The organism is Vibrio artabrorum, from assembly GCF_024347295.1.
GTDB lineage: Bacteria > Pseudomonadota > Gammaproteobacteria > Enterobacterales > Vibrionaceae > Vibrio > Vibrio artabrorum.
The window spans coordinates 310,129-336,656 of record NZ_AP025458.1 but is presented as its reverse complement, the minus strand read 5'-3'; the positions used below and the strand labels follow the sequence as shown (position 1 = coordinate 336,656).

The following is a 26,528-nucleotide window of genomic DNA, read 5'->3' as shown; positions in this document are numbered from 1 at the left end:
ACCTTAATGACATACTGCCAATCTACATGGAGAAAACCTGTGACTACTTTTCATCAGGAAACCACTGTTGCAGAAGATCTCGAGAACGCTCTATTTCCGTTTGCCAAGTGTTCACACCAACAATCGTTGGTTTTAATAAAATGACTAACTCTGTTTTCTGGGTTAATTGACGGGTATTACGGAACAAGTGACCTAATCCAGGAATATCTCCCAGGAATGGGACTTTGGAGGTGATATCATTCGTGTTGGATTTCATTAATCCACCAATAACGACAACATCCCCATCCTGTGCTCGAATCACTGAGTCAGACTCACGAATAGAACTTTTTGCCAAAGGCAGTGATACCACCCCCGTTGTTGCGCCAAGATTAAGTTCTTTCACTTCTTCTGCAACTTCAATAACGGCTGGATGAACATGCAAGAACACACTCCCCTTATCATCTATTTGCGGCGTCACATCCAACGAGATACCAGAGAAAAAGGGAGTAAGCTCAACATCAGGGGCAACATTGGCATTATCACCGCTGCCAACCGTACTTGATAAGTCAGTGACGTAATATTCGTCAGTGCCCACTTTAATCACGGCTTTCTGGTTATTGGCAGCGGTGACTCGAGGACTAGAAAGCACATTGAGGTCACCTTGTGTCCCCATGAAACTCAATACAGCTTCAAAACTCCCTCCAGAGACAACAAGGTTAGATTGACCGCCTAAAGTCGCACCAATTGGATCCATGCCAGGCAATGCACCAGGGATAATCGCACCCGCCGCATTTTTAACAATCGATCCCATACCGAGCGTATAGTTGGTGCCATTTGCCGAAAACATCTTCGTCCAGTTAATGCCTTGTTGGTAACCATCGCTCAAGGTGACTTCCATGATTTTGGCTTCCAAAATAACTTGGCGCTGCAAACGCTTCTGAGAAATCCCCAAAAACTCTCTGACTTCACGAATTTCGTCCGGATATGCACGAACGGTAATCACACTCGCTTGCGGAGTCACAACCACACTTTGACCATCACCAGACCCAATCAGATGAGCAACCGCAGCTTCAAGCTGTGGCCAAAAATCACTTTCAGAGGTCGTTTCAATCTCAGTACCGCCATTTGATGTCGAATTCGATGAGTTCGATGAGTTCGATGAATTCGATGAATTTGACGAGTTCGAACTTGAAGAGTTTGATGAATTAGAATCAGAATTAGAGATCGTTCCTGTACTGATCGTTGTTAATGATCGACCTGAGCGTTTTAATTGCAAGTAATCGACAGGGATAGTGACCGTGCGAAGGCCAGCAGGATAAACCTGTATGACCTTGCCACGCTTTTCAATATCGTAACCATACATGTCCTGTGCAACCGACAAAACTTCATCTAAGGTAACGTCTGTGAGATTAAAAGTGAGCTTTCCTGAGACACCGGGGTGAATAGCGGCACTGTATTCGGTGCCTTTCACTAAGCTTGTAAAGAAAGTTCTCGCGTCAACATCTTTCGCCTGAATACGGAAGCGCTTGACCTTTTCCATATCCGGAGAGGTAGAGTCTGAATCAAGTTGAGGCATAAGATCATCTTGAACCGAAGACGGAAGATCATGAAGAGCCTTGCTATTGGCCTCATTAATCGATGCGTTCAAAGACTCTTTTATTTCAACAGGATCTCTATGCCCCATTGAACAACCAACTAACGATGACACTAGAATTACTAATACTAATTTACGCATGTCTTCACTCTAACCTTAATTATTCTTAACATCTAAAGAGAACATCTCTAATTTCCACTGCTTAGAGCTTCTCTGTAGAGTGACATATTCTGGAGCGATGTCCTTAACTCGGTACCCTTTGATCGTATCTCCCTGACCGAGAACTTGACCATTCATAATGGCATAGCAGGGGATGTCACCTCTGCAAACGATGCTCTCTAGAGACGGCAAGCGATAACGAATGGGGGTCGCCTTCTCTGACGCTATTTTTTGTTCATGATTAAGCCAGCCTAACGGGGCGGTCGGGTCTTGCTCGGCCCACGCCACTGAACTGCTAAACAGTAAGGACAACAATAGAGCTCTAACCACCGATAAACTCCTGTCTGGTACCTAATGTGTAAACCTCGAGTACAAGTCGAGCTTTAGGGTATTCTTCAACTGTGTATTTAAATGTGCGCCAGTAATAGTTAACTGGCAGAGATTCTAGCGCTTGAAGATAAGCGGCAATATCAAAGTAACTCCCTGTTAACTCCATTCTTACTGGGTGAAGAAAATAACCTGAATATTCACTGGTTTCTTGATTATTCGAAATGGCTTCTGGTTTTAATGACTCAAGAGACTCTAATTTGAGTCCATCGCCTGCTTTCAGGACATTTTCCAACAGCTGCGACATTTGAGAAGGCGAGATCAGCCCCTCTACGATTTCTGATAACTGAAGTGAAAGCGCTTGGCTTTCTTCGAGTAATGTCTTGAGTTCAACATTAATGTCTTTATCTGGGTCACTATTGAGCTGAGCTTGCAGAGTCAGTAAATCGCCTTGTTGTCTTTGGTTTGAATGAGTCAGGCTCATCGTCTCAGTGCTTTTCGCCTGTAAATTGAGATACGCAGGCTCCAGCAATGTGATGAACAACAACATGGATACCCCTACCAAACCGCACACAACAATTAACCATTTCTCTCTTTGGCTTAAAACGAGAAACTTGTCGTTAAGTTGGTTCCACCACTGCATTATTTGCTCTCCCTGCGAGTGCTGAGCTCAAACGTCACCACATCTTGATCATTACGACCGATTTTGAGTTTTTCAAAAGCTCGCCCAACTAAATTAAGTTCACTTCTAAATTGACCAACCCAGTTAGGAACGGCATCAGCATTACGAGCAAAACCACTGAGATCCAACGTGTCGTGAGTGATGTAAATCTGCGAGAGTGAGATATCATTTCGACCTAATTTAGCTAAGGCCATCATCACACCAGAATATCCGACCTGTTGTGATTCATCGTATTGTCCTACCGCCTTCAAAGCTTCTTTTTTGGCTTGTGTCTCTCGCTGGAGACGTGCCACGGCGGCGACTTTATCGAGAGATGGCTTATGCTGAGTTAACTTATTATTCAATTGATCAACTTGCTTATTAAGCTGTGCTGATTCACGCTGCAATGCCGTTAAACCCTGATCAAGTGCTGAAGCTTGATACTGCATGATAAAGTACCCGCCAAGTAGCAGGATAGAAACACACACCCAACCGGCGACAACGTTTGTCAGCGTGAATAATTCATTCTTCGGTTTTAGATGCTCAGGGTAAAGGTTAACATTGAAACCATCTCTTTCAGACGCGATTTTCAATAACAAACGTTCTGAATTATCTCGCTCTCCTTCAACTAATAAGGAGACACTTGAACTCAACGTGTTATTTAAAGCACTTTGTAATTCAACTTCATCTTCCTCATCACAGCAGATTTTTAGCTGATGCAGTTGAGCGCCTTTAATTTGAGAGGAAAGGTAATCAATCGAGCGTTGCAGTTCCAAAGCCAAGCTATCTAACTGAAGAGAATGGGATGCAACACCGGTTAAAGGCGGCACAACACTGCGGATGGTTCTTTGAAAGCAAACGGTATTGTCAACAAACGCTCCAAGCTTAAAGTGCGCTCCAGAACTGCGTTGCAGTAGGATAAAATTAGCAAGATCACCTGCGCTATAGCCCCAGATTTCGTCTTCAGGGGCAATACCGTTAAGCTCAACTTGCGCTGAATCAGCAATGCTCACCAACTTATTCAACAGTTTTCTCGGTAAAACATACACTTGTAACTTATTAGAGGTGGGCAGCGCGACCGCACTCGCAGTGATGTCTGTCACTCTTTCCGATATCAGATCTTTGAGTAAAAAAGGCAGCGCCACAGGCCATTCGTTTTCGGGTATGTTGGGTTTATCGATCTGGTAGGTTTGGTAGTAGTTAGCGCTGATGATTAACTGGAAGCGATGACTAGAAAAAGCCTCACTATTCAGCGATTTTTTCAGCGCGCTTTCCCAGTCCCCATTCACCAATGGAATACGAGTGGATTGCGCCTCTAGATCTGCTGATGATACATAAATAGCCTCATTACCCAATACGACAACTTGTGTGCTGCCCCTGTTATTCTTTGGCTTTACCTTGTTTAAAATCGCTTTAAAATTCATGTTTTACTACTACTCTTGCGCCATCGATTTCTTCGACCTACTTTCACAACAGATTCGTTTTCCACTGCGCTGTCACCTTGGTTAGGCAAAGGGATAATTTGTTGTTCTTCTTCGAAATATCTGCCTTGATAGCCGTTAATACCCAACTCTATCAAAGTGTTCTTTTCTTGCTTTGTCTCTACACCTACCGCAATAACTTGAGTTGAAGAATCACCACACGCCCCGATTAAGCTTCGGACAAACAGTTGGTTTTCATGTCTTTGATCGATTCTCTTTATTAAGCTGCGATGAAGCTTAATAAAATTAACCTTTAAATCCTTGATGTAGTGTGTGCTTACAATCGTGCGTCCAGCTTGCCCGACAATGACTTTACACCCTAACCCTTTCAACATCTTTGCCACCGGTCTCATATAATCAAGGTGGGCAATAAGATGTCCTTCTGAAAACTCAAAGGCTAATTGAGATCGGTGTTGGGCGGAAAGCTGTAACAACTCACTTCTAAACCACTTAAAATGGTGTTTATTGGCAAACGGGGTGACATGCAAGTTCACCGAATAGCTGGTGAGTTTGGTTGATTCTTTCAATGATTTCAATAAAACCGTCAAAACCGATTGATCAATTTGCGCTTGATAACCCACTTGCTCAACCGCGGGCATAAATCGAGATGATTTCAATAAACCTTTGTCTGGGTCATGAATTCTCGTGAAGACTTCTTGATGCAATTCAATAGCCTGATCAGAATCCGACATAAGGTAGCACCGCTGAGTGAAGATCACTAAGTTTTCAGGAAGTAGGGCTTTATCAAGCAGGGTTCGCCAACGGACACTGCCTCTATCAAGCTCACTTGTATTCTGTTTAGGATAGCGACTCCAGTTGTTAACCTGCTCCAACTGAGCGCTTTTTAATGCTGTTTCCGCTTCATCCATGATCAGGTTATGGCGCTCACCTTCAACATACATTGTCACACCGATATGACACCAATTGTCAGCTGCCAAAGGTTTCGGTGGGGTTATTTTATCTAACTGCCTTAAACATTGAGCCGCCAACTTTGCGATATCCTTTGCCCCCTGATGCGGAATAAACACAGCAAAATCAGCGTCGTAATAACGAGAGAACATAACATCAGGATAGCGTTGAACAATGTTTGAAAGCACCTCGCCAACCTCAACAATAAAACTGTCGGTCACTGGCTTATCATTCGCATCACGAACCTGTTCCCATTCATCAATGCGTATCAGTAGCACTCCCCCTCGCGCACCACTCTCATGCAGTGCGGATTCAAGCTTGTTATCAAATAGCATTCGATTAGCTGTACCAGTAAGCTGATCTAGGAAAGTATGGGTGCGAATAAAAGTATCAAAGCGACTCCGCTCTTGCCGGGCATCTTGCAGTTCCTCAATTAGGACATCGAGAGCCTCACTTGCCGTATATGGCCACTCTCGTTCATCGCCTTTTGCATAAGCTTCAACTTGCCCCGCAAGAAGCATTCTGCCACGCTCTTCGAGCATTTCAGAACCCATTAATTGACCTTTTAGCCATTGTACGCCACGTGCTAAACAGAAAATAATAAGCGCAACCGCTAGAGTAATTGACCACATGGCTTCAAACGAATAGTTATAGCCGATATAGGGGGGAAGAGCTTTAAATTCGATGCGATAACCTTCATTCCGATCTAAGACAAAACTTCTCTCATAGAGACGGCTAGGATCAATTTGTGGAGAGGTGTCTTTAAAACGATAAACGATACCACTCTTGTTCGAGAGCTCCATCTCAACAATATTGCTCGCTTGCAACATTTTAGGCATCCAACGTTGCATCGAATAGGCGGCATCAGGGTCTTCCATCTCTTTATCAACAACGTCGACAATGCCAACCAAATAATGATCTAAATACTCCTGACCAATACGTTTAAATGAAAGAGTACCACCGATAAATAGAATGAACATCGCGCTGATAACAATCACGGTGACAAAGGCCACTAAGCGGGTGCTCAATTTCAGTGTTGGGGTATATCTCATGAATAACGAAATCCTTTTCAACTCACATTATACCGTATCGCTACTTATACTATAAACTGAGGTTGTCGATAAAGTGTTAAGAACTTTAGGTAACAAAAAGCCGCGATAAACGCGGCTTTTTCCAATTTAAGACTGTCTTTATAATATATTAAAAACAGAGCTTAAAATGGGATGTCATCATCAAAATCCATTGGCGGTTCATTATATTGAGGTTGAGCCGGCTGTGGTGCTGATTGTTGAGGTGCTTTCTGCTGCTGTTGAGCTGGAGCACTGTATTGCTGTTGTTGTGGCTGTTGTGGCTGCCCCCAACCACCCTGCTGTTGGTTATTACCCATACCACCTTGAGCAGGAGCACCACCTTGAGCGCGGCCACCCAGCATTTGCATTACACCATTGAAGCCTTGAACGACAACTTCTGTTGTATAACGATCTTGACCGCTTTGATCTTGCCATTTACGAGTTTGAAGTTGGCCTTCAATGTAAACTTGAGAACCTTTACGTAGGTATTCACCCGCAACTTCCGCCAGTTTTCCAAACAGAGCAACACGGTGCCACTCTGTTTTTTCACGCTGTTCGCCAGTCGCTTTATCACGCCATGACTCTGACGTTGCAATGGTAATGTTCGCTACTGCGCTACCATTTGGCATGTAACGAATTTCAGGGTCATTACCTAGGTTACCCACTAATATAACTTTGTTAACTCCACGGCTAGCCATGATTTGCTCCGTCTAAATTCATAGTCTCAAAAAATTTTAGCGCATAAGAATAGCACGCTTTTCTACAGTGATAAATCGCATTCCCATTCTCCCCTCACGACAAAGAATAAAAACGTAATAAATCATGATATTCAGATCGATGTAGCTTTTTTCTCCACTTACAAACCACTCATTTACTTTGATCATTGATGTTCAACGCAAGACATAACTAAGACGCTAGAGATGAGAGATTGCGCATGACAACGTAGAATCTCATACCACAAATAGTAGGGCTTTCAATGAAAACATCTCGATACGCTCGCACTTTACACTTTCTGTGTGCTGATCCAAGCGACACCCACCTACACATAAAGGAGATAGGAAAACACCTATCAATCCCTTGCTACAAAATGACCCCGGATGAATTAATGCTCGTTGATAGGAAAAGGAGTAACCGCATCTTACTCGTCGATTACAAAGAGGTACCACAACTCCGTATTGATTGTGCGAACCTGACCGTAATGTGGAAAAACCATGAGATCATTTTGTTCAATGTCCCTCAACCACTTCCTACTTCAGAGCTTCTTACCTACGGCGTATTAAAGGGGCTCTTTTACCACACCGAGCCAAAAGACAAAATCGCGCTTGGTCTTCAAGCCGTGATAGACGGGCAAAATTGGCTACCAAGAAAGGTAACTAATCAACTGTTATTTTATTATCGTAATATGGTCAATACTAATACCACACCGACCAATGTCGACTTAACCATTCGAGAAATCCAGGTGATTCGCTGTCTGCAATCTGGAGCATCAAACACACAAATCGCCGACGACTTATTTATTAGCGAGTTCACCGTCAAATCTCATCTTTACCAGATATTTCGTAAGCTGGCGGTTAAAAATAGAGTCCAAGCCATCGCATGGGCAAACCAAAACCTGCTTGCGTAATCAATGCTTCGCCTCTTAGTTTTACGATAATGTTGAGGTAAGCTCTCGTAAACCATAGCTATTGTTACTGAATTTTCGACCTCAATTATGCTAGAGTTGCCCTCAGAAATATCAACCACTCAGGTTGAATCCATAATTATTATAGATAAAGGGTCTTATTATGATCAAAAAGTGCCTTTTCCCGGCAGCTGGCTACGGTACACGTTTTTTACCTGCCACCAAGTCTATGCCTAAAGAGATGATGCCAGTCGTAAACAAACCTCTGATTGAATACGGTGTAGAAGAAGCGATCGAAGCGGGTATGGATGGAATGTGCATCGTGACTGGACGTGGTAAGCACTCAATCATGGATCACTTTGATAAGAACTACGAACTTGAGCATCAGATTAGCGGCACGAATAAAGAAGATTTGCTGATCAATATTCGCGAGACGATTGAAGCAGCAAACTTCACTTACATTCGCCAACGTGAAATGAAAGGCCTTGGTCATGCAATCTTGACTGGTCGTGAATTAGTTGGTGATGAACCCTTCGCAGTTGTGCTTGCCGATGACCTTTGTGTGAACGAACAACAAGGGGTATTGGCTCAGATGGTCGCGCTATACAAACAGTTCCGCTGCTCTATTGTCGCAGTTCAAGAAGTACCTGAAAACGAAACACACAAATATGGCGTTATCTCGGGCGAGATGATTAAAGATGACCTTTTCCGTGTCGATGACATGGTCGAGAAACCAGAACCTGGGACAGCTCCAAGCAACTTAGCTATTATTGGTCGTTACATTTTGACTCCAGATATCTTTGAACTTATCGAGCAAACAGAACCGGGCAAAGGCGGCGAAATTCAGATTACCGATGCTTTGCTAAAACAAGCAAAAGCCGGTTGTGTATTGGCTTACAAATTTAAAGGCCAACGCTTTGACTGCGGTAGTGTCGAAGGTTATATCGAAGCAACAAACTACTGCTTTGAAAACCTATACAAGAAAGACCAAAAGCAAATCGAACTCGGTAAACACTCGACAAAGAAAGAAGCATAACGACGGGTTAATCACTTGCGTTACAGATGCTAGAAAGGGCGACGCTTTGGGTCGCCCTTTTGTTACTGTTTTTTTATCCAGTAAAACTTTGCACAAATCTCACTCTATGTAATACTTTAGCCACTGAAAATTACATGGCCTGTTGAGATGGATAAAATAGAAATCAGAGGTGCTCGTACACATAACCTCAAAGACATTAACCTAACCATACCTCGTGATAAGCTGACGGTTATCACTGGCTTATCCGGTTCAGGCAAATCGTCACTTGCGTTTGATACTCTCTACGCAGAAGGTCAACGTCGTTATGTTGAGTCTTTGTCGGCCTACGCCCGTCAATTTCTATCTCTTATGGAGAAACCCGATGTCGACCACATTGAAGGTTTATCTCCAGCCATCTCCATCGAACAAAAATCGACTTCACACAACCCTCGCTCAACTGTCGGTACCATTACTGAAGTCTATGACTACCTTAGATTACTTTATGCTCGAGTCGGTGAACCACGCTGCCCTGATCACAATATCCCTCTCGCTGCGCAAACCATCAGCCAAATGGTCGACAAGGTATTAGAACTGCCTACTGGCTCAAAGATGATGCTGATGGCTCCGATCGTCAAAGAGCGTAAAGGTGAGCATGTCAAGACACTGGAAAACCTAGCAGCACAAGGTTTTATCCGTGCTCGTATTGATGGCGAGACCTGCGACTTATCCGATCCACCAACACTTGAGCTACATAAGAAGCACACCATAGAAGTCGTCGTCGACCGTTTTAAGGTTCGCCCGGACCTTCAACAACGTTTAGCCGAATCATTTGAAACAACACTAGAGCTCTCTGGCGGTATCGCTGTCGTCGGTTGGATGGAGAATAAAGAACAAGAAGAGATCGTATTCTCTGCCAACTTTGCTTGTCCAAAGTGTGGCTACAGTATGCAAGAGCTAGAGCCTCGCCTGTTTTCATTTAACAACCCGGCAGGTGCATGTGGCACGTGTGATGGCCTTGGTGTTCAACAATATTTTGACCCAAGTCGAGTGATTTTGGATGATAAACTGAGTCTTGCTGAAGGTGCGATTAAAGGCTGGGATCAAAAAAATTACTACTACTTCCAGATGTTAACGTCGCTATCAGACCATTATGGCTTTGATCTGTATGTGCCATTCAACACTCTCCCCACAAAGACTCAAGAGATCATTCTCAAAGGATCCGGTCGTACTGAAGTTGAATTCAAATACATCAATGATCGTGGTGATATCCGAGTTAAACGTCATCCATTTGAAGGGATTTTAAATACACTAGAGCGTCGCTACCGTGATACGGAGTCTAACGCAGTACGTGAAGATCTTGCCAAATACATCTCAACGAAATCTTGTTCTAGCTGCAGTGGTACTCGCTTAAGACTGGAAGCTCGAAATGTTTTCATTGGTGATACAACACTGCCTGAAATCGTTGAGCTCAGTATTGCTGACGCACTCCAATTCTTCCAAGAGTTGAAGTTAGATGGTCAGCGTGGGCAGATCGCAGATAAAGTGATGAAAGAGATCAATGATCGTCTGCATTTCTTGGTCAACGTTGGTTTGAACTACCTGAATTTATCACGCAGTGCTGAAACGCTGTCAGGTGGTGAGGCACAACGTATTCGTCTAGCAAGTCAAATCGGTGCTGGTTTAGTGGGCGTTATGTATGTACTCGATGAACCATCTATTGGGCTCCACCAGCGTGACAATGAACGCCTGTTGCAGACTTTGATTCACTTGAGGGACTTAGGTAATACGGTACTTGTTGTGGAACATGACGAAGATGCGATTCGTTGTGCTGACCATGTTATCGATATCGGCCCAGGGGCAGGTATTCATGGTGGTCACGTGGTTGCAGAAGGAACCATGCAAGACATCATAGAAAACCCGAACTCTTTAACAGGGCAGTACCTGAGCGGCGCCAAAGAGATTGCAATACCAAAACAAAGAACGCCTATCGACAAGAAAAAGATCGTCGAGATCGTTGGTGCAACAGGGAACAACCTAAAGAATGTTACCGCAACCATTCCTGTCGGTCTGTTCAGCTGTATCACTGGTGTATCAGGGTCAGGTAAATCAACACTCATCAATGACACCTTCTTTAAAGTCGCCCACACTCAATTAAATGGTGCAACGACAGCTGTTCCAGCGCCGCACAAAAAGATAAAGGGCTTAGAGCATTTCGACAAAGTGATCGATATTGACCAAAGCCCCATAGGTCGAACGCCAAGATCGAACCCTGCTACCTACACCGGAATTTTTACTCCTATTCGAGAGTTATTCGCTGGTACTCAGGAATCACGATCTCGTGGCTACAAGCCAGGCCGATTCAGTTTTAACGTTCGAGGCGGTCGCTGTGAAGCTTGTCAGGGAGACGGAGTGATCAAAGTCGAGATGCACTTCTTGCCGGATGTATATGTGCCATGTGATGTGTGCAAAGGTAAACGTTATAATCGTGAAACTTTAGAGGTCCGCTATAAAGGTAAAACCATTGACGAAGTTCTAGAGATGACCGTTGAAGATGCTCGAGAGTACTTCAATCCGGTACCCGTTATTGCTCGTAAACTGCAAACACTCATAGACGTTGGCCTTTCCTACATTCGCCTCGGACAAGCAGCCACAACCTTGTCTGGCGGGGAAGCTCAACGCGTTAAGTTAGCACGAGAGCTATCGAAACGGGATACAGGAAAAACCTTATACATTCTTGATGAACCAACCACTGGTCTTCATTTCCACGATATTCAGCAGCTATTAAACGTACTCCATAGGCTGCGTGATCACGGTAATACCGTGGTCGTGATTGAACACAACCTAGATGTCATTAAAACCGCAGACTGGATCTTAGATCTTGGTCCTGAAGGTGGTCAAGGCGGTGGTGAGATTGTTGCAGAAGGTACACCTGAAGATGTGGCGTTGGTCGAAGGTTCACATACTGCTCGATTCCTTAAGCCTATGTTAAATTTGAACTCAGTGTAAAATAGCGCCCAGCGAGCAGACAGAAAAATGTTAAAGTCACAGAGCTTGTTTCAGAAGGAACAAGCTCTGTTTTTATAAGGTTAGGGATTTATGGCAACAATACACACTAGCGGTACCCTGCTAGAAAATCAGGTAACTCAACTACCACTCAATAAAGCATTTTTGGCATCTTTAGCTGTTGTATTCTTGTTAGCCATGCATTTTTTCATGCCAAATCCTGGTGGATCTGGCCTAGCGTTATCATTTAACCCAACCACTTGGCTAGCGCTAAGCTTCACGCTGGCCATTGGCTTTTACCAACTCGCAACCAATCGAACTCTCAAGTATTCCAAATTAACCGTAGGCTTGCTGATCAGCTGCGTGATACTGACACTGCCGATATTTTACACTAACGCCTCTCCTCAAGCGGCGTCAGGGCGCTTACTTGGATTATGGGCAGGCTTTGCATTATTTGTTGTCCTCCAGCAATTTAAATTCAGCAACAAACATAAGCAGCGTATGTTGTGGTTCATAGTACTTGCTGTCGTTATACAAGCACTGTTTGGCTATGTGCAATATTTCTTATTAGAACCTGGCAACCTATTTGGCTACAACACAGCGACAAACCGACCATATGGGATATTTCAGCAACCTAATGTCATGGCTAGCTTTTTGGCTACGGGTTTTGTGCTGTCCGCTTATCTTTTAGCGAGGCAACCAACTAAGTATAATCACAAAATTAGCGAGTCATTCCTACTCTACCTAACCCCAACCTTAACCGTACCACTGCTGATTATCATTGCATCACGTACTGGATGGTTAGCGGCCTCAATCGGGTTGATATGCATTCTGCCGTATCTATACAAGTTCTCGACTAAAAAGCGATTTTACGGTTGGTGTACATCCATCGTAGTCGGCATCGTTGTTGCCTTTTCGGTGATAAACCTCAGCGCAACCGATAGTCTCGCGAGTAAAAGGGTAAACTTAGAAAGCCCACGAGCTTATACCTTCCCTCAAGCGCTAGATATGATGATCGAAAAGCCATTTACAGGTTATGGCTACGGAAAGTTCGAAGCCGAATACATCCTATACACGGCTCGCCAACACCAGCTCAACTCGAGCTATCACCCAGGCCTTCCTTCAATGGATCACCCGCACAATGAGTTCCTATTTTGGGGCGTTGAAGGAGGAATTGTACCAATCATCGGGATCTTGATGGCCGCGATATTGGTCATGTCACGTATAGCAAGTTCAGCAAAGGGCACTCGTCTAGCCTTGATCGCGTTGTTCATTCCAATCCTTTTGCACTCTCAGCTTGAGTACCCTTTTTACCACTCAGCGATTCATTGGATTACATTTATTATATTGATTTACTGGGTCGATCAACGCTCTTCTCGACATTATCAACAACCGTTCAGTATCATCAGTAAAACCCTGTTTAGAGTGTCGAGCTTAGTGGTACCTATCTTGATCAGTTTTTATATGTTGAGCGCCTTGCACACCAATTATGTACTGACTAAATTTGAAGTGTCTAGGCCTAAAAATCCGGACATTCTTAAGCTAGTAACGAACCCTGTGGTATGGAAAGATCGCTACGATTGGGACATTTACAGCACTTACCTTAATATTGGTCTCTACAAAGCTGATCCAAGCCTTATACAGCCTTACATTGATTGGTCTCTGGAGATCATAAAGAGAAAGCCAAGACCGGCTTTCTACAGCAATCTGATTCTGGCATATCAAGGCCTAGGAGAAGAAAGTAAAGCGGAGCAAATTCGTAGCGAAGCGAGCTTTTTATTCCCTAACAGAGACTTTTCAAAGGTTCAGTATAAGCAAGTGCCGCCAGCAGAAGATAACGTATCATCAACTGAATGATAGTGAACTCTCAGCACTCAAGTACCATTTAACCGTTTGAGGTTAGTCGAAAACAGCGCATGATATCTCATGCGCTTTTCTTTTTAATTTCAGTTCATTGCAACTATTTCAATACATCTTTTAGCGCTTTTAGACACAACGCGACATTCTCTTTACGCGCACCGTAGCCCATTAAACCAATACGCCAAGTCTTACCGGCCAACGAGCCAAGCCCTGCGCCAATTTCAAGATTATATTCTTCTAACAGCTGGGCTCTAACTTTTGCTTCATCAATCCCTTCGGGAAAATAAAGCGCATTTAATTGAGGTAAACGACTCTCTTCATCAACCACAAACTTTAACCCCAAAGCTTCGACACCAACTTTAAGCGCTTGGTGCATCGCGTAGTGACGTGACCAAGCATTGTCCAAACCTTCATTTTTCAGTACAACCAAAGACTCATGTAGAGCATACAAGCTGTTCACGGGCGCCGTATGGTGGTAGCTCCGCTTACCTTCTCCACTCCAATACCCTAGAACCAAACTTTGATCTAGGAACCAGCTTTGTACTGGCGCTTGACGGGCTTTCATCTTATCGACGGCACGCTGAGAAAATGTCACCGGAGACAGGCCAGGAACACAAGACAGACACTTTTGGCTTCCAGAATAAACCGCATCAAGCTGCCATTCATCAACCAACAATGGCACACCACCCAATGATGTCACAGCATCAACAATTGTTAACGCATCAAACTGACAAGCGACAGCTGAAATAGCTTGAGCATCAGATAGTGCTCCGGTTGATGTTTCTGCATGCACAAAAGCAACAGCCACGGCATCGGGATTTTCCACTAACGCTTGTTCTACCTTTGCAACGGAAACGGGCTTGCCCCACTCGTCATCAACCAGAACCGCTACACCACCACAGCGCACAACATTCTCTCGCATACGTTCACCAAAAACACCGTTGCGGCAAACAATGACTTTCTCGCCAGGCTCAATCAAGTTAACAAAACAAGTTTCCATTCCCGCACTGCCCGGAGCAGAAACGGCAATCGTAAATTCATTCTCTGTTTGGAATGCATACTTAAGAAGTTGTTTCAGTTCATCCATCATCGCGATGAACAACGGATCGAGGTGGCCAATAGTTGGACGGCTCAAGGCCTGTAAAACTTGAGGAGAAATATCTGAAGGCCCCGGTCCCATTAACGTTCGGTGTGGCGGATAAAAGCTCTCGATGGCCGTTGTGAGTGTTAAATTAGACATGTACATCCCTTACGTTAATGGTGTGAATATTCCACCCTAAAGCAAATCGATCACCTCAGCAATTAGACAGAAGTATTGATGTCATACCAGTGTCACATAATTGTTAAAATTATTTTTACGCCTATCTCCAGTTACAGATTGACATTATTGCCGGAAACACGTTCAATGAAACGGCTATCTAGCAGAAGAGGAGCACTGCCCAGGCAGGTGTTTTGTGGAACCGCATTTCCAATACAAAACATTGATGGGGAGCAGTGCCGAGATAATAAAAGGATGCAGACTTTTATTGTCGGTTGAGCGGGCTGAATCCCGGCAACTGTCACCATATATCTATGGTGAAGAGCTTCTGAGGTGACTATTCTAATCATTCCTCTCTTTTTGCTCTAATACTCTCTTCGAAAAACATCGGACGTTGGATTACCCAACCGTAATTTTATTTTAGGAAGTCGTGGGAGATATATCGTGAGTGCATCTAATGTAGTTGGTTCTTTTAATGTCGCTAAGTTTGGTGGAACAAGTGTTGCCAACTTTGAAGCAATGAGCCGTTGTGCTGCCATTATTGAAAACAACTCCAATACAAAACTGGTTGTAAGTAGTGCATGTTCTGGTGTCACAAACCTACTGGTTGAACTGGCAAATGGCGTTCAAGACAAAGCTCGTCGTCAGGAATTAATGGCACAATTAACAGACATTCATAACGTGATTCTTAATCAACTCACAGACTCGATTAGCATCGAGAAAGAAGTTCACGGTATTCTTGATGATATTGCGAATGCAGCAGAGGCTGCATCATTCCAAACCAGTGCCAAACTGACTGATCACCTTGTCGCATGTGGTGAGCTGATGTCGACACATATCCTCGCTCAAATCATTCGCGAGCGCGGCACACCAGCGGTTCGTTTTGATATCAGAGAAGTGCTGCGTACTAATGATGATTTTGGTAAAGCCGAACCTCAGCTAGAAGACATTGCTGCTCTAGCGCAAGAGAAACTGATCCCACTTTGCCAGCAACAAGTTGTCGTTACTCAGGGGTTTATCGGTGCTGATAGCCAAGGTAATACCACGACTTTGGGCCGCGGTGGCAGTGATTATTCAGCAGCGCTGATTGCCGAATCTGTGCAAGCGATAGGTTTAGAGATCTGGACGGATGTTCCAGGTATCTACACAACAGATCCTCGTATTGCACCTAAAGCATCGCCGATTCCAGAAATCAGCTTCAGCGAAGCATCGGAAATGGCAAACTTTGGAGCGAAAATACTGCACCCATCAACGCTAGTTCCGGCACTCCGTCACCAAATCCCAGTATTTGTCGGCTCCTCTAAAGCTCCTGAACTTGGTGGTACATGGATTCGCCAACAAGTTGAAAGCTCTCCTCTATTTAGAGCGCTTGCCCTACGCTGCAATCAAACCATGGTTACGCTGCGCAGCGCTAATATGTTCCATGCTTACGGCTTTTTAGCGAAGGTATTCGAGATCCTAGCTAAACATAAGATCTCTGTTGATCTGATCACCACCTCAGAGATCAGTGTTTCACTCACTTTAGACCAAACAGATACCTCTGGTGGTGCACCAGAATTACCAGAAGCGGCTCGAATTGAACTTGAGGAGCTGTGCTCTGTGGATATCGAGCACGGCTTGTGCGTTGTGGCTCTTATTGGCAATAACATGAGTGAAAGCAAAGGCTATGCAAAGCAAGTTTTCAGTACTCTGGAAGATTTCAACTTACGTATGATTTGTTACGGAGCAAGCCCACACAACCTGTGTTTCTTGCTAGATGAATCTGTTGCTAAGTTGGCGATTCAAAAACTGCACCAAGAGTTGTTTGAGTAGAAAATGCGTTTATCATCGACAGATAAATAACTAAATCACAGCTACAAAAAGGGTTGCTCTTGAGCAACCCTTTCTCTTTTTTACTTTACGAATCCAAGCTCGTCATAGCCTAAAAGTTAGTTAATGTTTGGCCCTAACCACTTCTCGGCTTCTAACATATCCCAACCTTTACGGTCGGCATAGCTCTCCAGTTGATCCTGTTGAATCTGTGCAATAGCAAAGTATCGGGCATCAGGATGTGAGAAGTACATACCAGATACTGAGGCACCTGGCCACATCGCATAGCTCGTCGTTAATGACATATCGATCGATTTTTCAACGTCCATCAACTCCCATAACGTGCCTTTCTCTGTATGCTCAGGACAAGCAGGGTAACCCGGGGCTGGACGAATACCTTGGTATTTCTCTCGAATCAAATCGTCGTTAGACAAATCCTCATCTGGCGAGTAACCCCAAATATCCTTTCTCACTTCTTTATGCAGATACTCCGCGAACGCTTCAGCTAATCGATCAGCAACTGCCTGAATCATAATGGCGTTGTAGTCATCGCCTTTCGCTTTGTATTCATCAGCCAACTCTCGCTCACCAATGCCACCCGTTACCGCAAATCCACCAATCCAGTCTGCTTTACCGCTATCTTTTGGCGCGATGTAATCAGATAAACAATAGTTAAAGCCTTTTGGTTTTTCTGTTTGTTGACGAAGGTTGTGTAGAACCTTTAGAACTTCGGTACGAGATTCATCGGTATACACCTCAATATCATCACCAACACTGTTCGCTGGGAACAAAGCACACATACCTCGCGCTTCAAGCAACTTCTCTTTCTCGATGCGATCCAGTAAATCGTTGGCATCTTTGAATAGGCGTTTAGCTTCATCACCCACCTCTTCATGATCAAGAATTGCAGGGTACTTTCCGACTAATGACCATGTCATAAAGAATGGGGTCCAGTCGATGTACTGACGTAAAGTAGATACATCAAAATCATTGAAGATATGTACACCCGGCTTCGCAGGGGCCGGTGGAGTATAAGCATCCCAATCAATAGCCACTTTGTTAGCTCGTGCTTTCTCAAGCGTAACAGGTTTAGTACGAGGCTTTTTACGATGGTGTTGATCTCTAACCCGATCGTAATCGATATCCAACTTCTCAACGAAAGCGGGTTTCAATTCATCTGACAGTAGTGAAGTACAAACACCGACAGCACGCGAGGCATTATTTACATAGACGACAGGTTCTGAATAATTCTGTTCGATTTTGACTGCAGTATGTGCTTTAGATGTCGTTGCCCCACCGATTAACAGAGGCTGTTTAAAACCTTGCCTCTCCATCTCTTTAGCAACATGAACCATCTCATCCAGTGAAGGCGTGATCAAACCCGAAAGACCGATGATATCGACGTTCTCTTCTTTAGCGACCTTAAGGATTTTTTCGCATGACACCATCACACCTAAATCGATAATTTCGTAGTTATTACACTGTAAAACCACGCCTACTATGTTTTTACCGATGTCATGAACATCGCCTTTGACTGTCGCAAGTAAGATTTTCCCGTTAGTTGCACCTACATCTTTGGTTGCATTGATGAACGGTTCTAAGTGAGCAACCGCCTGCTTCATAACACGCGCAGACTTTACAACCTGTGGTAAGAACATCTTACCCTCACCAAACAGGTCACCAACTACGTTCATGCCATCCATTAAAGGACCTTCTATCACTTCAATAGGACGAGAGGCATTAATGCGAGCTTCTTCGGTATCTTCAACAATAAAGTTAGTGATACCTTTTACTAAAGAGTGCTCCAAACGCTTCTCTACCGGCCAAGTGCGCCACTCTAATGCCGATTTATCCTCAACCTTACCGACAGCGCGCTCTAGGTATTCAGTCGCGATATCAAGCAAGCGTTCGGTTGAGTCATCACGACGGTTTAGTACGACATCTTCAACCGCATCACGCAGATCTTCTGGAACATTATCGTAAATTTCCAACTGACCCGCGTTTACAATACCCATATCCATACCATTTCTAAAACAGTGATATAGGAACACCGCGTGAATCGCCTCACGGACGTAATTATTACCACGGAATGAGAATGAAACATTCGACACACCGCCAGAGATCATCGCATGCGGGAGATCGCGTTTAATGTCCCCTACCGCCTCAATAAAATCAACCGCATAGTTATTGTGTTCATCGATACCAGTCGCCACTGCGAAAATGTTCGGGTCAAAAATAATATCTTCTGGCGGGAAACCGACTTCATCAACAAGAATGTTGTAGGCATTGGTGCAGATCTCAACTTTACGCTCTCGAGTATCCGCCTGACCGACCTCATCAAACGCCATCACGATGACAGCAGCACCATAACGACGAACTAATTTGGCTTGCTCAACAAACTTATCTTTGCCTTCTTTTAGAGAGATGGAGTTAACAATGCCTTTACCTTGAATACATTTTAGGCCAGCTTCGATAACTTCCCACTTAGAAGAATCGACCATAACCGGCACTTTCGAGATTTCAGGTTCTGAAGCACATAGATTGAGGAATTTAACCATACACGCCTCGGCGTCTAGCATCCCTTCATCCATGTTGATATCGATAATCTGAGCACCGTTTTCGACTTGCTCTCGAGCCACACTCAACGCTTCATCGTATAATTCTTCCTTAATGAGGCGCTTAAAGCGAGCTGAACCGGTAACATTGGTCCGCTCACCGACATTCACGAACAAAGACTCTTTAGCAATCGTCAAAGGCTCAAGTCCAGAAAGACGACAAGAAACCGGCAAATCAGGCAATTGACGTGGCGTTACACCTTCAACAGCCTCTGCCATTTGGCGTATGTGTTCTGGCGTTGTACCACAACATCCGCCAATTAAGTTCAAAAATCCACTTTCAGCCCACTCTTTAACATGTTCCGCCATCTCTTCGGGAGAAAGGTCATACTCACCAAATGCATTGGGCAGACCCGCATTAGGGTGTGCAGATACATTGCATTCAGAGATACGAGACATCTCACCGACATATTCGCGCAGTTCATCTGGGCCTAATGCGCAGTTCAAGCCGAATGAGATAGGTTTAACATGACGAAGAGCGTTGTAGAATGCTTCTGTCGTCTGACCTGAAAGGGTACGGCCTGATGCATCAGTAATGGTACCGGAGATCATGACTGGTAAAGTAATGCCGACTTCTTCAAAAACAGATTCAACCGCAAACGCACATGCTTTCGCGTTTAAGGTATCAAAGATAGTTTCGATCAGAATAAGATCTGAGCCGCCTTTGATCAGAGCTCGAGTTGATTCAGAATAGGCCTCAACCAGTTGATCGAAGCTAATATTACGATAACCCGGATCATTAACATCCGGGGAGAGAGAACAAGTTCGGTTAGTTGGACCTAACACACCCGCCACAAAGCGAGGTTTGTCCGGGGTCTTTGCGGTCCATTCATCAGCCGCTTCACGAGCAAGCTTAGCAGCAGCAAAGTTAATTTCTTCACTAAGGCTTTCCATATCGTAGTCAGCCATAGCAATGGTTGTTGCATTAAAGGTATTCGTTTCGAGGATATCAGCCCCCGCTTCCAAATACTCGGTATGGATACCTTTGATAAGATTAGGTTGTGTAAGTACCAAAAGGTCGTTGTTCCCTTTTAAGTCACTATGCCAATCAGCAAAGCGCTCACCTCGATAGTCCTGCTCGTCCAATTTACGATCCTGAATCATGGTACCCATACCACCATCGATCAGCAAAATTCGTTGCTTCAACAGAGATTCAATCTTTTGCCTTATATTACTTCCCACAATACAACCTCATTCCTTTAATTATTCGTCCATCCTATCACACATTAAAAAGGAGTCTAGACGTCTAAATGAGTAAATTGATTACCGATTCATGACAAAAAATGGTTGCTATTTGAACATGAGACAACGAAAATTCATATTCACACTTTGTCACATATTGGAATCCCAATGTCAGTCTATTACACCTTATGCTTCTTATCCGCAGCAGCCATGCTTATTGCTTTAGTTAATAGCAAAATTGGTAAAATGCAGACAACTATCGCGATTACCGCTGGTTCAATGATGTTATCTCTATTAATCATCATTGCAGGGCAAAATAATTGGTTTCAACTATCTGATATTGCTTCAGAAACTGTAGCTAGCATCAACTTTGAAGATTTCCTACTCAAAGGAATATTAGGGTTCCTACTCTTTGCTGGCGGATTGGGGATTAAGTTACCTAATTTAAAAGACCAGAAATGGGAAATTACAGTGCTCGCACTTGGTGCTACGCTCTTCTCAACGTTCTTTGTTGGCTTCGTTCTATATGGGTTTTGTCAGTTGATCGGCATTCATTTTGATCTGATTTACTGCTTACTTTTTGGCTCACTCATATCCCCAACCGACCCAATAGCCGTTTTGGCAATAGTTAAGAAGCTTAATGCTCCTAAACGTATATCAACTCAAATTGAAGGTGAGTCACTTTTCAATGATGGCTTTGGACTTGTCATCTTCGTGACCTTATTTACTATCGCATTTGGCACAGACACTCCAACCGTCAGTAGTGTCGCACTGCTATTTATCCAAGAAGCGATTGGCGGCATCGTTTATGGCTTTATTTTAGGGTTAATCTTTCATTACTTGATCAGTACGACTGATGACCATTCAATGAAATTACTGTTAACGATTGGTGTCCCAACTGCAGGTTATGCTTTTGCTGAATATCTGCATGTTTCAGGACCTTTAGCCATGGTGGTTTCGGGTATCATGATTGGGAATTGGACACGCTTTATTGGCTTCTCAAAAGAGAGCGAGGAGCATCTAGACCACTTCTGGGAATTAGTTGATGAACTATTGAATGGTGTATTGTTCCTATTAATTGGTATGTCAATGTTGTTATTTAAATTCCATCAAGAAGACTGGATCTTGATGGCTTTCGCTGTTCCTTTAGTACTAAGTGCTCGTTACTTAAGTGTTTTCCTATCTTATATCGGATTCAAACGCTTTAGAACTTACAACCCGTGGTCAATTAATATTCTGACCTGGGGAGGCTTGCGTGGTGGTCTAGCTCTGGCGATGGCACTTTCAATCCCTTCCGGCATTTGGGTAATTGAAGAAAAACTCATTGATGTAAAAGAAATCATCCTCGTTATGACCTATGCGGTCGTTGTATTCTCTATCTTAGTACAAGGCTCTACGATTACTCCTATGATCGAAAAAGCGAAGCAAGCAGAGAAAAATTTAGATTAACATCTCATGATCTCGCTCTAAAATATATTGCCGATTGTTATTAAGCCAGTAGCCCCGTTACTGGCTTTTTTCATGCACACCACTTGGTGTTCTCGTCACTAATACCAATGAAAGTAAACATATGATCGAATTGAAACTGATAAATTATTGTGAAATTTAGCCATCAATAGCCTGAATAATACCGATTTAAAAAAGCTAGCGAGCCAACAAAAAACCATTCAGATAAAGGTTCACTTACTAGCGCTTGCACACTTTAAAGACAGCCTCTCTCGTGCACAAATTGTAAAAGCCCTCAAAGTCAGTCGGAACAGTGTGAATAAATGGGTTAAGACTTTTTTTGAAAAAGGTTTGGAAGGACTTGAAGAGAAACCCTGCACAGGTAGACCAGCCTACATCACTGAAGGACAACGAAAACAACTCAACGAGTTTATAAAGAAAAAAGTCGAATCACCTTCTGGCGGACGCCTTGTCGGGAGCGATATACATGACTACATCGTTAAACTGTGATAAACACTACCACCCAAATTCCATTTATTATCTCCTCGCCCATATGGGGTTTTCTTGGATAACTTCCTGTTCCAAACACCCTAAACCATCACAGAAAATCCAAGACGATTTAAAAAAAATTCCAAATCGAAACGATCCTTAAGATCCCCAGCCGTGTTGATGTCTGGTTTCAAGATGAAGCTCGATTTGGTCAGCAGAACAAACAACACGTCTTTGGGCAGCTCGTGGGACGAGACCTCGCTTGGTAAAACAGCAGCAATTTGATATTTGGCTCTGTATGTCCATCAAGAGGGATTGGTGTCCAAATCATAGAAAGCAAAAAGGCTCTAGCATTTCTGCTAGAGCCTTAAATATGGCAGGGGTGGAGAGATTCGAACTCCCAACACGCGGATTTGGAATCCGCTGCTCTGCCAATTGGAGCTACACCCCTAAAACTTTTTATTACTTCAGATTCGAAAAAACCTCGCACTAGGCGAGGTTATCGAATAAGTGGCGGAGTGGACGGGACTCGAACCCGCGACCCCCGGCGTGACAGGCCGGTATTCTAACCAACTGAACTACCACTCCGCAGTGGTCAACTCACTAAGTGAGCGTCCATATCTCCAGGTCGGTCAACCTAAAGATTTAATTTAAAGCCTGGCGATGTCCTACTCTCACATGGGGAAGCCCCACACTACCATCGGCGCTATTGTGTTTCACTTCTGAGTTCGGCATGGAATCAGGTGGGTCCACAATGCTATGGTCGCCAAGCAAATTTTAAAATTCGGAAAACTGATTTAAAAGTCTATCTCTTCAAACGCATTCAAGGTCTGGTCTTTCTTTGAGTCCACAAAACCCCTTGGGTGTTGTATGGTTAAGCCTCACGGGCAATTAGTACAGGTTAGCTCAATGCCTCGCAGCACTTACACACCCTGCCTATCAACGTCGTAGTCTACGACAACCCTTTAGGACACTTATAGTGCCAGGGAAAACTCATCTCAAGGCTCGCTTCCCGCTTAGATGCTTTCAGCGGTTATCGATTCCGAACTTAGCTACCGGGCAATGCCATTGGCATGACAACCCGAACACCAGAGGTTCGTCCACTCCGGTCCTCTCGTACTAGGAGCAGCCCCTTTCAATTTTCCAACGCCCACGGCAGATAGGGACCGAACTGTCTCACGACGTTCTAAACCCAGCTCGCGTACCACTTTAAATGGCGAACAGCCATACCCTTGGGACCGACTTCAGCCCCAGGATGTGATGAGCCGACATCGAGGTGCCAAACACCGCCGTCGATATGAACTCTTGGGCGGTATCAGCCTGTTATCCCCGGAGTACCTTTTATCCGTTGAGCGATGGCCCTTCCATTCAGAACCACCGGATCACTATGACCTGCTTTCGCACCTGCTCGAATTGTCATTCTCGCAGTCAAGCGGGCTTATGCCATTGCACTAACCACACGATGTCCAACCGTGTTTAGCCCACCTTCGTGCTCCTCCGTTACTCTTTGGGAGGAGACCGCCCCAGTCAAACTACCCACCAGGCACTGTCCGTAACCCCGATTCAGGGGCCAACGTTAGAACATCAAAACTACAAGGGTGGTATTTCAAGGACGACTCCACCACATCTAGCGACGCGGTTTCATAGTCTCCCACCTATCCTACACATGTAGGTTCAATGTTCAGTGCCAAGCTGTAGTAAAGGTTCACGGGGTCTTTCCGTCTAGCCGCGGGTACACTGCATCTTCACAGCGATTTCAATTTCACTGAGTCTCGGGTGGAGACAGCGTGGCCATCATTACGCCATTCGTGCAGGTCGGAACTTACCCGACAAGGAATTTCGCTACCTTAGGACCGTTATAGTTACGGCCGCCGTTTACCGGGGCTTCGATCAAGAGCTTCGACCGAAGTCTAACCCCATCAATTAACCTTCCGGCACCGGGCAGGCGTCACACCGTATACGTCATCTTACGATTTTGCACAGTGCTGTGTTTTTAATAAACAGTTGCAGCCACCTGGTATCTGCGACTCTCGTCTGCTCCATCCGCAAGGGACTTCACTGATAAGAGCGTACCTTCTCCCGAAGTTACGGTACCATTTTGCCTAGTTCCTTCACCCGAGTTCTCTCAAGCGCCTTGGTATTCTCTACCCGACCACCTGTGTCGGTTTGGGGTACGATTCCTTACAATCTGAAGCTTAGAGGCTTTTCCTGGAAGCATGGCATCAATGACTTCACTACCGTAGTAGCTCGACATCGTATCTCAGCGTTAGTAGCGGTCCGGATTTACCTAAACCACCCGCCTACGTACTTGAACCTGGACAACCGTCGCCAGGCCCACCTAGCCTTCTCCGTCCCCCCATCGCAATTGTAAGAAGTACGGGAATATTAACCCGTTTCCCATCGACTACGCCTTTCGGCCTCGCCTTAGGAGTCGACTTACCCTGCCCCGATTAACGTTGGACAGGAACCCTTGGTCTTCCGGCGAGGGAGTTTTTCACTCCCTTTATCGTTACTCATGTCAGCATTCGCACTTCTGATACCTCCAGCAGCCCTTACAGACCACCTTCAACGGCTTACAGAACGCTCCCCTACCCCACATACCCTAAGGTACATAGCCGCAGCTTCGGTGTATAGCTTAGCCCCGTTACATCTTCCGCGCAGGCCGACTCGACCAGTGAGCTATTACGCTTTCTTTAAATGATGGCTGCTTCTAAGCCAACATCCTGGCTGTCTGAGCCTTCCCACATCGTTTCCCACTTAGCTATACTTTGGGACCTTAGCTGGCGGTCTGGGTTGTTTCCCTCTCCACGACGGACGTTAGCACCCGCCGTGTGTCTCCCGGATAGTACTTACTGGTATTCGGAGTTTGCAAAGGGTTGGTAAGTCGGGATGACCCCCTAGCCTTAACAGTGCTCTACCCCCAGTAGTATTCGTCCGAGGCGCTACCTAAATAGCTTTCGGGGAGAACCAGCTATCTCCAGGTTTGATTGGCCTTTCACCCCTAGCCACAAGTCATCCGCTAATTTTTCAACATTAGTCGGTTCGGTCCTCCAGTTGATGTTACTCAACCTTCAACCTGCCCATGGCTAGATCACCTGGTTTCGGGTCTAATCCTAGCAACTGTACGCCCAGTTAAGACTCGGTTTCCCTACGGCTCCCCTAAACGGTTAACCTTGCTACTAAAATTAAGTCGCTGACCCATTATACAAAAGGTACGCAGTCACACCACGAAGGTGCTCCTACTGCTTGTACGTACACGGTTTCAGGTTCTATTTCACTCCCCTCACAGGGGTTCTTTTCGCCTTTCCCTCACGGTACTGGTTCACTATCGGTCAGTCAGTAGTATTTAGCCTTGGAGGATGGTCCCCCCATATTCAGACAGGATATCACGTGTCCCGCCCTACTCGTTTTCACTGATTATGATGTGTCGGTTACGGGGCTATCACCCTTTACTGCGAGACTTTCCAGACTCTTCACCTGCATCATTAAAAGCTTAAGGGCTAATCCAATTTCGCTCGCCGCTACTTTCGGAATCTCGGTTGATTTCTCTTCCTCGGGGTACTTAGATGTTTCAGTTCCCCCGGTTTGCCTCCTGTTGCTATGTATTCACAACAGGATACGTACTTATGCACGTGGGTTTCCCCATTCAGGAATCCCAGACTCAAAAGGTTATTACTACCTAATCTGGGCTTATCGCAAGTTATTACGCCTTTCATCGCCTCTGACTGCCAAGGCATCCACCGTGTACGCTTAGTCACTTAACCATACAACCCGAAAGGGTCTTGTGTATGATACAAATTTGCTTTCACTTTTAAAAAGTGAAGACAAAAAGCAACCAAGGTTTTTGGTTGTCATTAAGAAGGGTTAATTCTCAATGACTGTTTGCCGGACTCAATTGTGATTCAAACAAGTTTGAATCGAATACAAGACACTTGAATGTGTTTGTTGTGTCTATCTAATGAAAGATAAACATTGAGAACTTTTAAATTTGATTGAATTACTCGTAAGTAATCAATCAGTCAGCTTTCCAAATTGTTAAAGAGCTTGATT

At 44.6% G+C, this 26,528-nt stretch carries 15 protein-coding genes, 2 tRNA genes, 2 rRNA genes and 1 riboswitch; of the genes, 7 read left to right on the top strand and 12 right to left on the bottom strand.

Annotated elements, in window-relative coordinates; translation table 11 throughout:
* Positions 1-43: 43 nt before the first annotated feature.
* From mshL to OCU36_RS01595, 6 genes are all read right to left on the bottom strand, one after another.
* The gene (gene mshL, locus OCU36_RS01620; RefSeq protein WP_261838744.1) at positions 44-1,714 is read right to left on the bottom strand and encodes a pilus (MSHA type) biogenesis protein MshL; all 1,671 of its coding nucleotides are present in this window, start codon (positions 1,712-1,714) and stop codon (positions 44-46) included.
* A gap of 15 nt (positions 1,715-1,729) precedes the next feature.
* Entirely contained in the window at positions 1,730-2,062 is a 333-nt protein-coding gene (locus OCU36_RS01615; RefSeq protein ID WP_261838743.1) for an MSHA biogenesis protein MshK, read from the bottom strand.
* Positions 2,055-2,702: a type 4a pilus biogenesis protein PilO gene (pilO, locus tag OCU36_RS01610; RefSeq protein WP_261838742.1), complete on the bottom strand. Its 648-nt coding sequence runs from the start codon at positions 2,700-2,702 to the stop codon at positions 2,055-2,057. Before pilO ends, OCU36_RS01615 begins: the two co-directional genes overlap by 8 nt.
* Complete coding sequence (locus OCU36_RS01605; RefSeq protein WP_261838741.1) at positions 2,702-4,144, bottom strand: MSHA biogenesis protein MshI; 1,443 nt, start codon at positions 4,142-4,144, stop codon at positions 2,702-2,704. The genes pilO and OCU36_RS01605 overlap by 1 nt, the downstream gene beginning before the upstream one ends.
* Positions 4,141-6,162 carry an RNase E specificity factor CsrD gene (csrD, locus tag OCU36_RS01600; RefSeq protein ID WP_261838740.1) on the bottom strand — a complete coding sequence of 674 codons (2,022 nt, stop codon included), beginning with the start codon at positions 6,160-6,162 and terminating at the stop codon, positions 4,141-4,143. The genes OCU36_RS01605 and csrD overlap by 4 nt, the downstream gene beginning before the upstream one ends.
* Positions 6,163-6,323: 161 nt before the next feature.
* Complete coding sequence (locus OCU36_RS01595; protein WP_261838739.1) at positions 6,324-6,878, bottom strand: single-stranded DNA-binding protein; 555 nt, start codon at positions 6,876-6,878, stop codon at positions 6,324-6,326.
* 278 nt (positions 6,879-7,156) lie between these two features.
* Here OCU36_RS01595 and OCU36_RS01590 point away from each other — a divergent pair, with 278 nt between their 5' ends.
* From OCU36_RS01590 to OCU36_RS01575, 4 genes are all read left to right on the top strand, one after another.
* Positions 7,157-7,804 carry a LuxR C-terminal-related transcriptional regulator gene (locus OCU36_RS01590; protein WP_261838738.1) on the top strand — a complete coding sequence of 216 codons (648 nt, stop codon included), beginning with the start codon at positions 7,157-7,159 and terminating at the stop codon, positions 7,802-7,804.
* Between the two features lie 160 nt (positions 7,805-7,964).
* Positions 7,965-8,837, top strand: a complete 873-nt coding sequence (gene galU, locus OCU36_RS01585) for a UTP--glucose-1-phosphate uridylyltransferase GalU (RefSeq protein WP_261838737.1) — start codon at positions 7,965-7,967, stop codon at positions 8,835-8,837.
* 147 nt (positions 8,838-8,984) lie between these two features.
* Complete coding sequence (gene uvrA, locus OCU36_RS01580) at positions 8,985-11,822, top strand: excinuclease ABC subunit UvrA (protein WP_261838736.1); 2,838 nt, start codon at positions 8,985-8,987, stop codon at positions 11,820-11,822.
* A gap of 90 nt (positions 11,823-11,912) precedes the next feature.
* The gene (locus OCU36_RS01575) at positions 11,913-13,676 is read left to right on the top strand and encodes a PglL family O-oligosaccharyltransferase (protein ID WP_261838735.1); all 1,764 of its coding nucleotides are present in this window, start codon (positions 11,913-11,915) and stop codon (positions 13,674-13,676) included.
* 103 nt (positions 13,677-13,779) lie between these two features.
* On the opposite strand, the gene OCU36_RS01570 is transcribed toward OCU36_RS01575, so the two are convergent.
* Entirely contained in the window at positions 13,780-14,919 is a 1,140-nt protein-coding gene (locus tag OCU36_RS01570) for a pyridoxal-phosphate-dependent aminotransferase family protein (RefSeq protein WP_261838734.1), read from the bottom strand.
* Between the two features lie 177 nt (positions 14,920-15,096).
* Positions 15,097-15,273: riboswitch (Lysine riboswitch) on the top strand.
* A 108-nt stretch (positions 15,274-15,381) separates the two neighbouring features.
* On the opposite strand from OCU36_RS01570, the gene lysC reads away from it, so the two are divergent.
* On the top strand, positions 15,382-16,749 hold the full coding sequence (gene lysC, locus OCU36_RS01565; protein ID WP_261838733.1) for a lysine-sensitive aspartokinase 3: 1,368 nt from the start codon (positions 15,382-15,384) through the stop codon (positions 16,747-16,749).
* A 116-nt stretch (positions 16,750-16,865) separates the two neighbouring features.
* Here lysC and metH read toward each other — a convergent pair whose 3' ends face one another.
* Entirely contained in the window at positions 16,866-20,543 is a 3,678-nt protein-coding gene (gene metH / locus OCU36_RS01560) for a methionine synthase (protein ID WP_261838732.1), read from the bottom strand.
* A 168-nt stretch (positions 20,544-20,711) separates the two neighbouring features.
* Here metH and OCU36_RS01555 point away from each other — a divergent pair, with 168 nt between their 5' ends.
* Together OCU36_RS01555 and OCU36_RS01550 are read left to right on the top strand one after the other, a co-directional pair.
* Complete coding sequence (locus OCU36_RS01555) at positions 20,712-21,992, top strand: cation:proton antiporter (RefSeq protein ID WP_261838731.1); 1,281 nt, start codon at positions 20,712-20,714, stop codon at positions 21,990-21,992.
* A gap of 162 nt (positions 21,993-22,154) precedes the next feature.
* Positions 22,155-22,499 (top strand): helix-turn-helix domain-containing protein, encoded by a 345-nt coding sequence (locus OCU36_RS01550; protein WP_315972667.1) that lies wholly within the window; start codon positions 22,155-22,157, stop codon positions 22,497-22,499.
* Between the two features lie 353 nt (positions 22,500-22,852).
* On the opposite strand, the gene OCU36_RS01545 is transcribed toward OCU36_RS01550, so the two are convergent.
* The 4 genes from OCU36_RS01545 to OCU36_RS01530 all read right to left on the bottom strand — a co-directional run bounded on the left by OCU36_RS01545 (position 22,853) and on the right by OCU36_RS01530 (position 26,242).
* Positions 22,853-22,929 (bottom strand) — tRNA-Trp (locus OCU36_RS01545).
* 60 nt (positions 22,930-22,989) lie between these two features.
* Positions 22,990-23,066 (bottom strand) — tRNA-Asp (locus OCU36_RS01540).
* Positions 23,067-23,133: 67 nt separating this feature from the next.
* Positions 23,134-23,249: ribosomal RNA gene (rrf, locus tag OCU36_RS01535) — 5S ribosomal RNA — on the bottom strand.
* Between the two features lie 99 nt (positions 23,250-23,348).
* Positions 23,349-26,242, bottom strand: a 23S ribosomal RNA gene (locus tag OCU36_RS01530).
* Positions 26,243-26,528 lie beyond the last annotated feature (286 nt).

What these genes read in the sequence shown, in the direction of transcription:
- uvrA (WP_261838736.1), top strand. Translation starts at nt 8,985, where the DNA reads ATGGATAAAATAGAAATCAGAGGTGCTCGTACACATAACCTCAAAGAC.
- OCU36_RS01575 (WP_261838735.1), top strand. Translation starts at nt 11,913, where the DNA reads ATGGCAACAATACACACTAGCGGTACCCTGCTAGAAAATCAGGTAACT.
- OCU36_RS01555 (WP_261838731.1), top strand. Translation starts at nt 20,712, where the DNA reads ATGTCAGTCTATTACACCTTATGCTTCTTATCCGCAGCAGCCATGCTT.
- mshL (WP_261838744.1), bottom strand. Translation starts at nt 1,714, where the DNA reads ATGCGTAAATTAGTATTAGTAATTCTAGTGTCATCGTTAGTTGGTTGT.
- pilO (WP_261838742.1), bottom strand. Translation starts at nt 2,702, where the DNA reads ATGCAGTGGTGGAACCAACTTAACGACAAGTTTCTCGTTTTAAGCCAA.
- OCU36_RS01605 (WP_261838741.1), bottom strand. Translation starts at nt 4,144, where the DNA reads ATGAATTTTAAAGCGATTTTAAACAAGGTAAAGCCAAAGAATAACAGG.
- OCU36_RS01590 (WP_261838738.1), top strand. Translation starts at nt 7,157, where the DNA reads ATGAAAACATCTCGATACGCTCGCACTTTACACTTTCTGTGTGCTGAT.
- OCU36_RS01595 (WP_261838739.1), bottom strand. Translation starts at nt 6,878, where the DNA reads ATGGCTAGCCGTGGAGTTAACAAAGTTATATTAGTGGGTAACCTAGGT.
- galU (WP_261838737.1), top strand. Translation starts at nt 7,965, where the DNA reads ATGATCAAAAAGTGCCTTTTCCCGGCAGCTGGCTACGGTACACGTTTT.
- OCU36_RS01570 (WP_261838734.1), bottom strand. Translation starts at nt 14,919, where the DNA reads ATGTCTAATTTAACACTCACAACGGCCATCGAGAGCTTTTATCCGCCA.
- csrD (WP_261838740.1), bottom strand. Translation starts at nt 6,162, where the DNA reads ATGAGATATACCCCAACACTGAAATTGAGCACCCGCTTAGTGGCCTTT.